The sequence below is a fragment of the Emticicia sp. genome, from assembly GCF_043780375.1.
GTDB lineage: Bacteria > Bacteroidota > Bacteroidia > Cytophagales > Spirosomataceae > Emticicia.
The window spans coordinates 1-12917 of sequence record NZ_JAYWCU010000214.1 but is presented as its reverse complement, the minus strand read 5'-3'; the positions used below and the strand labels follow the sequence as shown (position 1 = coordinate 12917).

General features: G+C 35.8%; 11 protein-coding genes. 5 read left to right on the top strand and 6 right to left on the bottom strand.

The genetic code is table 11. The features are described 5' to 3' along the window. Window positions 1-98 precede the first annotated feature (98 nt). Window positions 99-1343: an MFS transporter gene (locus ACH2CJ_RS16735; RefSeq protein ID WP_394994189.1), complete on the bottom strand. Its 1245-nt coding sequence runs from the start codon at window positions 1341-1343 to the stop codon at window positions 99-101. Window positions 1344-1505: 162 nt separating this feature from the next. Here ACH2CJ_RS16735 and ACH2CJ_RS16730 point away from each other — a divergent pair, with 162 nt between their 5' ends. Further along, window positions 1506-3149 carry a M1 family metallopeptidase gene (locus ACH2CJ_RS16730; RefSeq protein WP_394994186.1) on the top strand — a complete coding sequence of 548 codons (1644 nt, stop codon included), beginning with the start codon at window positions 1506-1508 and terminating at the stop codon, window positions 3147-3149. Between the two features lie 32 nt (window positions 3150-3181). Here ACH2CJ_RS16730 and ACH2CJ_RS16725 read toward each other — a convergent pair whose 3' ends face one another. The 4 genes from ACH2CJ_RS16725 to ACH2CJ_RS16710 form a co-directional block, all read right to left on the bottom strand. Further along, the gene (locus tag ACH2CJ_RS16725; RefSeq protein ID WP_394994184.1) at window positions 3182-4903 is read right to left on the bottom strand and encodes a two-component regulator propeller domain-containing protein; all 1722 of its coding nucleotides are present in this window, start codon (window positions 4901-4903) and stop codon (window positions 3182-3184) included. A gap of 5 nt (window positions 4904-4908) precedes the next feature. Then, on the bottom strand, window positions 4909-6051 hold the full coding sequence (locus ACH2CJ_RS16720; RefSeq protein WP_394994181.1) for a hypothetical protein: 1143 nt from the start codon (window positions 6049-6051) through the stop codon (window positions 4909-4911). 116 nt (window positions 6052-6167) lie between these two features. Further along, window positions 6168-6404 (bottom strand): hypothetical protein, encoded by a 237-nt coding sequence (locus ACH2CJ_RS16715; protein WP_394994179.1) that lies wholly within the window; start codon window positions 6402-6404, stop codon window positions 6168-6170. Further along, the gene (locus ACH2CJ_RS16710) at window positions 6373-6978 is read right to left on the bottom strand and encodes an RNA polymerase sigma factor (RefSeq protein WP_394994177.1); all 606 of its coding nucleotides are present in this window, start codon (window positions 6976-6978) and stop codon (window positions 6373-6375) included. The genes ACH2CJ_RS16715 and ACH2CJ_RS16710 overlap by 32 nt, the downstream gene beginning before the upstream one ends. 338 nt (window positions 6979-7316) lie before the next feature. Between ACH2CJ_RS16710 and ACH2CJ_RS16705 the strand changes: the two genes are divergently transcribed. Beyond that, a complete protein-coding gene (locus ACH2CJ_RS16705) occupies window positions 7317-8741 on the top strand; it encodes a hypothetical protein (RefSeq protein WP_394994174.1) in 1425 nt (474 codons plus the stop codon). A 63-nt stretch (window positions 8742-8804) separates the two neighbouring features. Here ACH2CJ_RS16705 and ACH2CJ_RS16700 read toward each other — a convergent pair whose 3' ends face one another. Further along, entirely contained in the window at window positions 8805-10028 is a 1224-nt protein-coding gene (locus ACH2CJ_RS16700) for a chorismate-binding protein (RefSeq protein ID WP_394994172.1), read from the bottom strand. A 220-nt stretch (window positions 10029-10248) separates the two neighbouring features. On the opposite strand from ACH2CJ_RS16700, the gene ACH2CJ_RS16695 reads away from it, so the two are divergent. The 3 genes from ACH2CJ_RS16695 to ACH2CJ_RS16685 all read left to right on the top strand — a co-directional run. Continuing rightward, window positions 10249-11580, top strand: coding sequence for a thioredoxin family protein (locus ACH2CJ_RS16695; RefSeq protein ID WP_394994169.1), 1332 nt, complete (start codon window positions 10249-10251; stop codon window positions 11578-11580). Between the two features lie 405 nt (window positions 11581-11985). Further along, a complete protein-coding gene (locus ACH2CJ_RS16690; RefSeq protein WP_394994167.1) occupies window positions 11986-12624 on the top strand; it encodes a DUF1080 domain-containing protein in 639 nt (212 codons plus the stop codon). A gap of 33 nt (window positions 12625-12657) precedes the next feature. After that, on the top strand, window positions 12658-12917 hold a 260-nt coding region (locus tag ACH2CJ_RS16685; RefSeq protein ID WP_394994164.1), incomplete at its 3' end, for a hypothetical protein.

Genomic DNA, 12917 nt, shown 5'->3' with positions numbered 1-12917 from the left:
CAGCCTTTTTCAGATTGGTTTGAGATGGATAAAGTCAGGACATTTTAAAATTAATCACCTTTTATCAGCTATACAATTTTGTGTACGGTTTTAAAATTTTACTTCTCTAATTTTATATCAAATAATTCTTTCGACCTTAGAAAGATTATTCCCGCAATTACTAAAGTCATAACGCCGCCAAAAAGTACCGACGGAACTGCTCCAAAAAACTTTGCTGCAACACCCGACTCGAAAGCCCCCAGTTCATTAGAGCAACTCACAAAAATTCCATTTACGCCACTCACCCGTCCACGCATTTCGTCAGGTGGTAAAATTTGCAAAATTGTTTGCCTAATAATTACACTTATGCTATCAAATGCTCCTGTGAGAAATAAAGCGGCAACCGAAAGCCACAAATTAGTTGAAACAGCAAAAACTAAGGTGGCAACACCAAAGCCAGTTACAGCAATGAGCATATTACGCCATGCTTTTCGAGTGGGTGGAAAATAGGCTGTTCCGAGCATAGTTAGTACCGCCCCGACTCCAGGTGCTGCTCTCAAAACACCTAATCCTTCGGCTCCTACATGCAGAATATCTTTGGCAAAAACAGGTAAAATAGCAATTACTCCGCCAAAAAGTACCGAAAACATATCGAGTAAAATTGCATAGAAAAGAATGCGATTTTTTCTCACAAAATCAATCCCTTCTTTCAGACTTTGAAAAACATTTTGGTGCGTTTCTGATTTTTGAACAGGTTTTCGAGAAATGAAAGAAACTAAAACAAAGGCAATACCAAATAAAAATAAAACCAAAATAAGTGTATTTGAAAGCCCCAACCAACTATATAGAAACCCCGCTGAAGCAGGCCCTAAAATCATGCCTGACTGCCAAAATTGACTGCTCCAAGAAGCCGAATTTGGATAATGTTCGGAAGGAACAAGAAAAGGCTTGAGCGATGACCAAGCAGGGCCATAAAAACCTCTTGCCACGCCCAAAACAAAAACTGTTAAATAGATAATAAATTTTAGTTTTGGCAAATCAATTGCCTGATTGGCAGAAGGATAGGTTATCCAAAGCAACATAAAGGAACATAAAACTATGATGCCATAACAAATCTGAATGATAATTTTTTTGTCTCGCTTATCAGCAAAATATCCTCCAAAAAGTGCTAAAGAAATATAGGGAATCGCCTCGAAAAGTCCGATTAGTCCTAAAGAAAGTGGGTCATGAGTAATTTCGTACAAATAGAAACTAATGACAACCTCTTGTATTAAAATGGCAGCTGTAAAAAGAAATTGTGCCGTAATAAAATACCTAAATTCGGGAAAACGAAGGGCTGCGTAAGGGTCTTTGGTTTGTTTCATGCGATAAAATGCTCTCTCATTAGGGTTCTTGTAAAAACAACAGTTTTTTTCTATTTTGTAGTTCCAGTTTCCACAAAATTAAGAAATTCCATTAACTTTGAGCTTATAATAAACAACCAAATCCTGAAGGGATGATTTTCCACTTCAATCATCGACTAAAACATGAAATTGCTAAAAACCATCTTTTGCCTTCTCAGCACCTTACAAATTTTCACTGCTTGCGGACAAACAAAAAATACCACCTTTACGCATGAAGATACTTTGCGTGGAAGCATTACGCCCGAACGTATTTGGTGGGATTTGAAATATTATGAACTTCGAGTAAAGGTAAATCCGGCCGAAAAAACTATTTCGGGTAGTACTGCTGTTTTCTATGAAGTGCTGAAATCCTACCAAACTATCCAAATTGACCTGCAACCACCATTGAAAATAGAAAAAGTTACGCAAGATGGACAAGAGCTTTCATTCAAACAAGATGGAGCAAATGCGTATATGATTTCGCTAAAAAAACAACAAATCAAAGGAAAAAATGAATCAATCGTCGTTACTTATGCAGGAAAACCAATCGTTGCGAAGCGTCCGCCGTGGGATGGTGGTTTTCAGTGGGTGAAAGATAAATCTGGCAATGATTTTATAGCTACTTCGTGTCAAGGGCTGGGCTCAAGTGCGTGGTGGCCATGCAAAGACCACATGTACGATGAGTGCGATAGTATGTTGGTGAGCGTAACCGTTCCGAAAAACTTGACTGATGTTTCAAATGGCCGATTGAGAAAAGTAACAGAAAACCAAGATGGTACAAAAACTTTTGATTGGTTTGTCAAAAATCCTATCAATAATTACGGAATCAATGTAAACGCAGGTAATTATGTACATTTTGATGAAGTTTATGCTGGAGAAAAAGGTAAATTAAGCATGGATTATTATGTTTTGCCCGAAAACCTCGACAAAGCAAAAGAGCAATTCAAGCAAGCCAGCTTGATGATGAAAGCTTTTGAACATTGGTTTGGACCATATCCGTTCTATGAAGATGGGTTTAAATTAGTCGAAGTTCCGTATTTGGGCATGGAACATCAAAGTTCAGTAACTTATGGAAATGCCTATAAAAATGGCTATCTCGGACGAGATTTATCAGGTACGGGCTGGGGCTTAAAATGGGATTTTATCATCATTCACGAGTCGGGACATGAGTGGTTTGCCAATAATATTACCTACAAAGACATGGCCGATATGTGGATTCATGAAGGTTTTACCAACTATTCTGAAAACCTTTATACTGAATATTATTTTGGTAAAGAAGCTGGGACTGCTTACGTGATAGGTACTCGCAAAGGTATTCGCAATGACAAACCGATTATTGGTGCTTATAATGTCAATAATAGCGGCTCGGGCGATATGTACTCGAAAGGCGGAAATATGTTGCATACGATTCGCCAGATTACCAATGATGACGAAAAATGGCGACAAATTTTACGAGGTTTAAACAAAACTTTTTATCACCAAACGGTTGAAACTAAGCAAATAGAAGATTATTTGTCGAAAAATGTCGGACGAGATTTGAGCAAAGTTTTCGACCAATATTTACGAAATACCAAAATCCCTGTTTTAGAATATTCAGTAGAAAAAAACAAAATAAAATACCGTTGGAGTAATTGCATCGAAAGTTTCGATATGCCAGTAAAAGTTGCGGTCGATGGTGGGAAAATGGAGTTTGTTTATCCCACTACCTCCTGGAAAACCATTAAAGGAAAGTCAGACTTGAAAGTTGATGAGAATTTTTATGTGACGGCGAAAATTGTTGTGAAATAATACTCTAAGGCGGGTTAAAAACTCTTTTAAGGTTACCTTACCACTGCCACTTTCCCAACAAAACTTTCAGAGCCATCATCAGCTATGCAGAAAACCATATAAATGCCCGATGCGGCTCGGTTTCCTTGTGGGTTTTGTAAATCCCAGGAGGCAGTGCCACCATTCGATTTTGTTTCGTAAATAAGCCTTCCTGCTGCATCTGTGATTTTGATAGTCGTATTTTCTCTAAGTCCAGCAATAGTCATAACTCCTTGATAATCAGGTCGTACAGGATTGGGAAATATTTTTACAGCATTCAAATCTTCGTTGGGTTCGGTGGCATTGCTGCGGTAAGAGAGAAGCCCATTTTCGGTCAAAACGAAGATTTCTCCTGAAATTGGGTCAAGTGCTAAATCAATAATATTTTTTGAGGGAAGTGGACTGTTTTCTTCAGTAAAATTCAAGATTTGCTCATCTGCCGAAGCTGAAAAAAGATTCAATCCGTTTTGCGTAGCAATCCATTTCCTGTTGCCACCATCAACTACGATTTTTGTAACAACTTCTTGCAAAAGCAAACGGCGAGTTTGATAAAAAGGCGTATAAGCCTCCGTAGTGGTAGTGAAAATGTCTTTTGAGGTCGTAATAACGGCAACACCATTGTCAGTTCCGACCCAAATCAAGTTGTCTTTGTCTTCTACAATCGAATTGACAACCGAACTTGGTAAATTGCCCGAGCCTTTCCCCGCATAGAAAAAACGACTTTGTTGTGTAGTTTCATTAATTACTCGCAAACCGCCACCAATGATTTTCCAACGATAGCCAAAACGGTCAATAACATCTTTGGAGTTTGTTGGTAATTGGCTGATAGTCAACACTCTCCATTGATTTTCTTCAAAAACATTTCCTGCAAAACCAGCGGCATAAATTTTCTGATTTTGATAAAAAACTTCAAAAATATATCCTTTCACACCATTCGGGTTATAAGTTTTAAAACTTCCCGAAAAATTACTAACCAAACCATTTTCACCATCAGCAATCCAAACTTTGCCTTGTGCATCGGTTTCCATTTCATTTGGGAAAATAACTAAAGCATCTTTTGGAAAAATTATCGGTTTAAAGAATTGATTATGCGAAGCGTCACCCGCAGTTATTTGTCGCCAATTTCCGAAAAATTGCAAATTAATTTTTGCGTCAAATTTTGCCCCCAAAATTCCTCCTGAAGTGTTGACAAAAATACTATCACGGGCAAATGTTAGTTGCTTGATGCGGACTTGTTTACCTTCATTACCAATATTTTGGTACGTTTCTTTGATTTCGCCTTTTTTTACATCCAAAACCACCAAACCAAAATCAGCCGCCAAATAAGCAAAATCACCCCGAAATTCTATTTGATTAATGAATTTACTACCTTGAATAGCATCTGTTTTTTTTATAAAATCAATGTTCTGAATTTGGTCAGGAGTACCTTCGGCAGCAAGGCTAACAATATCTAAATTTCCAGTTTCGTAAGCCACCAAAAGCGTTTTCAGTTCGGTGCTATATCTGATTTGTGCAATATTAGTTTCACTGAAACCATTGAGTTTCGATAGCGTAACTGCTTGATTATCAGTTTTATCGAAATAAAAGAAGCCATTTTCTGAGAAACAATAGACTTTCGTGTTTTCTATAATTTCCACGCCTTTGGCATTGCTATAATCAGCATGAATTCGCCAAGTATTTGTCGAAATTTGAGCGAAAGTCGAAAGACTAAGAAAGAATAGAAGCGTTTTGAACATTTCTTTTACATTAAAAAATACCCAACGCCATGTGTTTTATTGGCCAACGGATGCAAAAAACAGAGTAAAGCTACTAAGAGTAAGAAAATCCTCATTTCGTTTTCCGTTAGCTTTGTTTTTACTGTAATTAATCCAAGAAAAATCATCGGAAAAACAAAAGAGCCACTTCGAGTTGAATCGTAGGTTGTAAATCCCGAAATTATCATGGCAATCGTTCCCCCAAAAACTATTAAAAGTTTGAAATAATCTTTTTTGAGATATAAAATCAAAAAAGCCAAGAGCATGACCAACCAAAAACCTTCTAAAATCCAGGTGAATTTAAATCCAAAAGAAGGTAAACTTGCGAAAAGCTGCTCTGTAAATTCACCTTTTTTATATGTGCCTTCCATTCCTTGATAGGTCATCAGATAATACCTTAACGAAATATAGGCGATTTCTGCTGCAATAATAGCTAACATTTGTCGGTTCGGAACAAAGCTAATTGGTTTATCTTCTTTTATTTTCTCCGCAATCCACCAATAAGCAAACACCAAAGATCCTGCAACTACCGCACGTTCGTCGCACCAAGTGGCGGTAAACAATGCCAAAAAAACCAACAAAGGATTTCGGAAATAAATGCTCAAAAACAGAAAAAAGAAAGTATAAAAGTCGCCATAACCGCCATTTTCAATAAAAAAAGATGAACCGAAATAGATACAAGCCAAAGCAATAACTGCCAGCATCGTAGCTAATTTGTCATGTAAAATCTGAAACAAAAATCGGGTTAGTAAAAAATAGAGTAAAATTCCTAACAGTAATTGTAAACCGTAAATAAAAATACTCACATGTCGAATATGAAACACTCTGATAATAACTGGCAGCGTTAAACGAAAAACTCGATTATTAGAAGCAGGTTCTTCATAAACCCGATGTTCGGTCAGGTTTTGCGAACGGTCTTTTGAAACATTATATAAAAAGTATTCGCCTTTTTTTACGATAACTTCTTCATAATAAGATTTAAAATCTTTGAGAGGCGATAGATTGTTGAAAAAAGACAAAAGCATTGCTACAACCGCCACTGCTACAACTCGCCATTGCCAGTATTTATTTGCCAAAAATGCTGTACTTTTTGATTCAAAACGATGGTAAATGTTTTCTAAAAAAGACATTTGAGGGAATAATGAATAATGAATTCGTAGAGACGTTGCAATGCAACGTCTGACTGCGACGGATTTGCAAAGATGCCAATTTTGCATTTAAAAATCAATCAAAAAAAAACCCAAGATTAAATCTTAGGTTGGTAATTTTTTGAGTAGTTGAAGATTCGCTCAATCACCCGTTCTGGCGGGGAGAGTTGAATTTTGTCCAAGCCTGATTTCAGGTCGGCACAATCAAGATAGAAATTGAGCAATTCTTTGTCGTAAAGAAGGGCATCTTCTATCAAAGTGTTTTCTTGGCTTGATGTTTCGTTATAAAGATAGCGAATTACATCATCCTGCGTGCTGGTAAAGGTTTGTGTCATAAGCATACGCTGATTTTCCCATCATTTTTCTAAGATTGATAAGAGCGTAACGCATTCTCCCTAACGCCGTGTTGATACTTACACCAGTGGCATCGGCAATTTCTTGGAACGACATATCATCGTAATGACGCATCACCAAGACCTCACGCTGCTGGTCGGGTAATCTTTTGATTAAATCACGCAAGTGCTCGTGAGATTCACGCTTTATTTGCATTGATTCTATCGAATCTTCGGCAAATTCCAATGAATTAAACACGCTGCTTCCGTCTTCAAACACTACGGTCGGGTAGCGTTTCTCTCTACGGAAATAGTCTATCGCAAGGTTATGAGCTATTCGCAACACCCAAGGCAAAAACTTACCTTCCTCATTGTATTTACCTTCACGCAAAACTTCAACAGCTTTGATGAAAGTATCTTGCAGCAAATCTTCTGCTACATATTGGTCTTTAACAACAAGGTAAATGGTGGTATAAACTTTTGATTTGTAACGTTGTACAAGTGTACCAAAAGCCTTTTCGTTGCCGCGGATATACAATGAAACAAGCTCACTGTCGTTAACTTGGATTTTTCCCATTTCTGTATTTCAATTTAGTTAACGTAGAGCTTTATGCCATATTGTATCTTTTGGATTAAATTTTTGAAGAATAGTATGTTTGATGTCGAAAGGTATGCAATTAATATGATTCGTGTCAAGTGTTTGGTGCAAAAATTTTAGTTAATGGTTTGTTAATAATCCAAATGATATTTCGTTTTAAAGGTTTTATGCAAAATAAAACACAAAAACCGCACCATAACTTTTGTACAATTTTAAAATTGTAAATAACTGATATTCAATCATTTAGATGAGTATAATAAATCATTGTTTTTTTTGGTATAATTTTTGCCCATTTTAAATTGTGAAATAAAATAATCATGGAAAAAAAATTAAACTTTACTCGTAATTTTCATTTGAAAACTTCTACAACTCCTCAAAAATGCTTTATTGGAGTAAATCGAACTCTATTAAGCAAGGGTAATTTCGCTCAACTATTTTCTCGTTTAAATTCAAAATTCAAGAAAGAAATAATTGTACTTTTCTTAGTTTTTGGTTTTTCGATTACACAATCTTTTGCTCAACGTGACCAGATTACAACGCAAGCTGGCGAGAAGATACGCTGTCGAATTTTGGATGAAACACCCAACCGATTTATCTATGCTTATCTATCTCCTGCGGGAAAGGTTTTGAGAAATGAAATTTTCAAAAATTTAGTTTCAGAGTTTAAATATAATTTTTATTTAAGCGATATAGTAACCAAAGGAAATAAACTGCCCGAAGGTCTTGGAGGTGCAAGAGAAGAAAATACCAATGCTCCGACAAGAGTAGATACACGAAAAAGTGAACAGCCGAGCAAGCAAAGTGACAAAACAGTACGTCGCTCGAACGATGCAAAGAAAGAAACGAAGAAAACTGATGAGAAAGTTGCCGATAAAGAACAATCAAGTGAAAATATTATTGCTCAAAACAATAAAGAAAGCGAAAACAAAACGACCAAAACAAATAAAAAAGAAGGAAAAGTAGTAAGTAAAACTACGGAAACTCCTAAGATAACCCCAGAGAAAGAGAGCCAAAAGCCTGTTAATGAAGAAAAAGCACCTAAAGTAAAAGAAGAAAAAACGGTGACACCAATGGATATTAAGAAAGATAATAATGAATTTAGTAATTATCTAAAGTGGAGGGTAGGTGTGAGAGGAGGGTTTGGGAATATGTTGGCAAAAATAGAAACTAAAGATGAATTTAGTCTTTATCAAGAAAAGCTCCTTCGTGGCTGGACTTGGGGTGCTGACGCTTCATATTTTTTCGGTGACAATTTTGGTTTGGGTTTGATGTTTAACAATTTTCAGAGTCAAAACAAGGCTGAAAACATTGACTATAAAAATATTATAACAAATGAGAATGTTACAAAAGGAAGTCTTTCTAATAAGCGTTCAACAAAGTTTGTAGGGCCTGTTATGTATTTCCGAAGGAATATTGATTTTAAAACAATGGTTATCCTTGGATTATCTCCAGGAGCATATTTATATAGTGATAAAGGTACTTATAATAACAGTAATTATAAATTTAAAGGTTTAGATTTTGGAGCGGCAGCTACGCTTGGGGTTGATTTTCTTCTTGGAAATGACATAACAGGTCGTGATATTATTTTGAGCTTAGAGGCAGGTTATAACTATGGAAAAATGCGTGCAATAGATTTAGGTGTTGGTAACGGTGCTGTAAATTTATCAACGCCCATTAATCTGAGCCGTGTAGATTTCACAGTTGGGCTTCGTTTTACCCGTTATCCAAAATATTTTAGATAAACGTCGTATTCATAATGATGAGTGTAGAGTTAGTTATATCATTCTGAACTCTACACTTTTACACTAAAGATTCAGTACTCTTTCGAGTGTTTGTGTTTTCATTTCAGTTTCATACCATTCTTTTTCTGGATTTGAATCTGCTGTGATTCCACAACCAGCGTAGAGTGTTGCGGTATTATTTTGAATTTTCATCGTGCGGAGATTAACAAAAATGTGAGATTCTCGCCCATTACCGTTTGATTGCATATTTATTGGCCCAAAAAAACCGCTATAAAATTCACGGTCGTAGCCTTCATTTTCTAAAATAAATTGTGTTGCAGCAACTTTGGGCATACCGCAAACCGCCGAAGTTGGATGCAATAAATCGAGCATCACTGTTGCCAACTGCGGGAAATTTATTTCGACAGTATCAATAATAATATCGGTTCGGAGGTGCATCAGATTACCCGCAATGACTGTTTTTGGACCTTCTTCTTCAAACTCTCGAACCCTGATTTTTTTTAGACAATTGATGATATATCGAGTTACAAATGATTGTTCTTCAATTTCTTTTTGTCGCCACATTGCCTCCGATGGCGTAATGAGGTTTCCTTCAGCATCATAAGCTGACTGCGTACCAGCCAATGCCATTGTGCGGAAAATGCCTTGTGCATTTTGACTGACCAAAGTTTCAGGAGATGCTCCCATCCATATCACGCCTAAATGTGGTAGTGAAACGGCAGAAACAAAAGCTGTTGGGTAAGCTTTACAAAGTTTGTCAAAAATTGTTACCACCTCAAAATCAGGCGATAACGTTGTTTTTTTTGTTCGAGAAAGCACCACTTTCTGCATACCTCCTGCTTCAATTTGAGCAATTCCTTTTTCCACCAAGTTGATGTAATCTTCCTTTTGATACTGCTTTTGGTCAATTATTCCTATTTCCTGTTTCTTGTCCGAATCTAAATCTGAGAGCAAATCAATTAATTGTGGATTTATGGCCGACGGAACAATAATTTCTTGTAAATCTTCATTCTTATTTAACTCTGATTGAGTAAAAATATAATGTAAATCGGCTTTTAAGAAAAAAGCATCTTTTCCATCAGAATTTACAAATGGTGAAAAGGCAAATCCGGCACCGAGTTCTTCAAAATCTATTTTTGTTTGTTCGGGAATATCTGAAAAAGAAGTTAAAAAATGCTTTTCGGTTTGACGAGGCAAACGCCACATTGCCGTAGGTAAAGCCAGTTGTTTAGCAGATTTCCAAAGATGTTGGCGAGATTTGTTTTTTTCGAGCGTTGTTGTTGTCATTGTTTATGAGTCCACAGATAACAATCGATAGTTTGATTAATAGAGCGTTCTGTGTTTTTGTAATTTGTTGATTGTCAGCGAATTATTAAATTTAATTGACCATCGACTATATATAAACAAATTTCAAAAGAAAATATTCCTAAAAATAGCAGAAGTTTTTCGGAATGTAGATATTCGTATGATTTTTGCTGTAAATTATATAAAACCAAATTCTTAACTAATGACAAAAATATTCTATATACTCACTTTTTTTGCATTTTCGTCATTTGCCGAGGATGGAAAAGGCATAAAATTTACTGAAGGCTCATGGTCGCAGGTGCTAGGAGAAGCAAAAAAGCAAAACAAGCTTATCTTTATAGATATTTATACAACTTGGTGCGGACCTTGCAAAGCTATGTCGGAAAACGTTTTTGTTGATGAAAAAGTTGGTGAAAAATTCAACGAAGCCTTTATTAACTATAAAATTGATGCTGAAAAAGGCGAAGGCATTGAATTAGCAAAAACGTATGCCATTACGGCTTATCCAACCTATTTGTTTGTAAACGAAGCTGGTGAGTTGGTTTATCGAAGCTTAGGTGCAATGTCTGCCGAAAAGTTTATGTTTGAAGCCGATAAGACACTTTCGGCAGCAAAAAGCTATAAATCTTCTGAAGAGTTGAATAAAGATTTCAAGACTGGGAAGAGAGATGCCGAATTTTTGTATGAATATATGAAACGAAAAAGCCTTAATGGGGCTGAAAATTCGGCTTTATTAGACGAGTATTTAAAAGTAATTCCAGCATCTTCTTACAAGACCGAAAAAGTACTTTCAATTATTGCCGAAAATATCGGAACAATCGAAACAAAAGCTTTTGTAATTTTGGCAGATGCTCTAAATCGTTATATGAACATGACGGTTCAGCAACAAAAATATGTGTTAAATGGCATTTCGAAAGCCAAACGAAATACGTTCAAAAAAGTGCTTGATACTCGTGATAAAGCATTGCTCGAAAAACTCATTGAGGCGGTCAGAATTACATCCTATAGCATGGCAGGTTTTGAAGCTGAAGAGAAGCAATTTCGCTTGGAATATGCCAAAATTACTCGTGATGGTGAGAATTTCAAGAAAATTGCAAGCAGAGAAAGTACCAAATTAATGGCAAAAACAACTGAGGAATTAGTTTCCGAAACCCAACAAAAAATTGAAAATTTTAAAGCTGGAGCAAAAACTAAAAACTTGGATGAAACCACACCCCAATTCAAAATGATTTTGGATAATCTTGCCGATAATGCTCAAAAAATAACGTCTTTTCAACTAAATGAATATGCTTGGGGTTATGTGCAGATGATTATAAACCCAAAAGATTTGGAAGAGGCTTTGGGTTGGTCGGAACGTGCAATTGACTTAGTTGAATCACCTATAAATTTAGATACTTACGCCAATCTTTTAAGCAAATTAGGTCGAAAAAAAGAGGCGATAAAAGCCGAGAAAAAAGCAATTAAATTAGGTAAAAAAGAAGGTGGTGATACCAAAGATTTCCAGCAAACCTTGAAAGAAATAAGACAAAAGTAGATAATTGTACACATTTGCCCGTTTCCAAGTTGAAAATAAAGAAAAGTCAAAAAATGAATTTGAGTTGAATATAGCATTGGTGGAATGAAAAAATATAGATTTCATGCTGATAGACTTCGAAATCATGACTTCAATTTATATAATGATGTTCTTGAAGTTTGTGCGGGTTTATGGAACTTTAACCTAAAACATTACCCTTTTCTCATCATAAATCTCTGATTAATTCGTTTTTCTATATTTATAGAAAATCCTTCATTTTTTACAAATTCTTCTACAAATTATTATATTTGTTTTTCAAATATCAAACAAGCATAACTACTCATAAAAAAACAGATTTTCAAAAACATTGGATGTCTGGAATGAAGTTTTTGTCCTCATTAAAACATACACTAAAAATTTGGCTTTATGGAAAACATCAAGTATTTTTTGATAGTAACGAGTCTTTTTCTACTGGTTTTTATTAGTTCATTCTCCAAAAAAGAAACGCCGCTTTTTGACGGAAAAACCTTTATAGGTTGGGAAGGTGATACCATTAGTACTTGGCGAATAGAAAACGGCACTATTGTAGGTGGCTCTACCGAAAAAACAGTCCCTCACAACGATTTTTTATGCACGACTCGCAGTTATGCAAATTTCATTTTGAAACTAAAAATAAAACTGACTGGTAATCAAGGGTTTGTAAATTCTGGCATTCAATTTCGTAGTAAAAGACTCACAAATCCATCTTATGAAATGACTGGTTATCAAGCCGATTGGGGCAAAGATTATTGGGCAAGTTTATATGATGAATCTCGCAGGAATAAGACGCTTATCAAACCTGATTCGGTAAAAATCTTGCAATGGATAAAGGTAAATGACTGGAATGATTACGAAGTTCATGCCCAAGGTCGTCATATTCAATTATTTATCAATGGCAAACAAGCTGTCGATTATACTGAGCCAGATACTTCTATTCCTCAATCGGGACTTATTGGTTTTCAGATTCATGGCGGAGGAAAAGCACAAGTCGCTTTCAAAGATATTTACATCGAAGAATTACGCTAAACAGATTTATTTCAACCTCTTTTTACCCATAAAATGAAAACGTTCCGCTTTGTTTTACTGCTACTTTTAGGACTTATTACCTTTCCCAAATCTTTCGGACAAGCTATTTCAAAACCAAAAAAAATTGACCGTGATTATGCTCTTCAAGCAACTATGTTAGGTTTTTTTGCGAAAGATGGCAGTCGAAATCCAACGCTAAAAGCCAATAAAGGAGATAGTGTACGAATCACGATAACCAATGGCGAAGTAATGACCCATGATGTTGCTCTCGAAGTACTGGGCATCAAAAGCAA

What these genes read in the sequence shown, in the direction of transcription:
- ACH2CJ_RS16730 (WP_394994186.1), top strand. Translation starts at nt 1,506, where the DNA reads ATGAAATTGCTAAAAACCATCTTTTGCCTTCTCAGCACCTTACAAATT.
- ACH2CJ_RS16690 (WP_394994167.1), top strand. Translation starts at nt 11,986, where the DNA reads ATGGAAAACATCAAGTATTTTTTGATAGTAACGAGTCTTTTTCTACTG.
- ACH2CJ_RS16695 (WP_394994169.1), top strand. Translation starts at nt 10,249, where the DNA reads ATGACAAAAATATTCTATATACTCACTTTTTTTGCATTTTCGTCATTT.
- ACH2CJ_RS16705 (WP_394994174.1), top strand. Translation starts at nt 7,317, where the DNA reads ATGGAAAAAAAATTAAACTTTACTCGTAATTTTCATTTGAAAACTTCT.
- ACH2CJ_RS16735 (WP_394994189.1), bottom strand. Translation starts at nt 1,343, where the DNA reads ATGAAACAAACCAAAGACCCTTACGCAGCCCTTCGTTTTCCCGAATTT.
- ACH2CJ_RS16725 (WP_394994184.1), bottom strand. Translation starts at nt 4,903, where the DNA reads ATGTTCAAAACGCTTCTATTCTTTCTTAGTCTTTCGACTTTCGCTCAA.
- ACH2CJ_RS16720 (WP_394994181.1), bottom strand. Translation starts at nt 6,051, where the DNA reads ATGTCTTTTTTAGAAAACATTTACCATCGTTTTGAATCAAAAAGTACA.
- ACH2CJ_RS16715 (WP_394994179.1), bottom strand. Translation starts at nt 6,404, where the DNA reads ATGACACAAACCTTTACCAGCACGCAGGATGATGTAATTCGCTATCTT.
- ACH2CJ_RS16710 (WP_394994177.1), bottom strand. Translation starts at nt 6,978, where the DNA reads ATGGGAAAAATCCAAGTTAACGACAGTGAGCTTGTTTCATTGTATATC.
- ACH2CJ_RS16700 (WP_394994172.1), bottom strand. Translation starts at nt 10,028, where the DNA reads ATGACAACAACAACGCTCGAAAAAAACAAATCTCGCCAACATCTTTGG.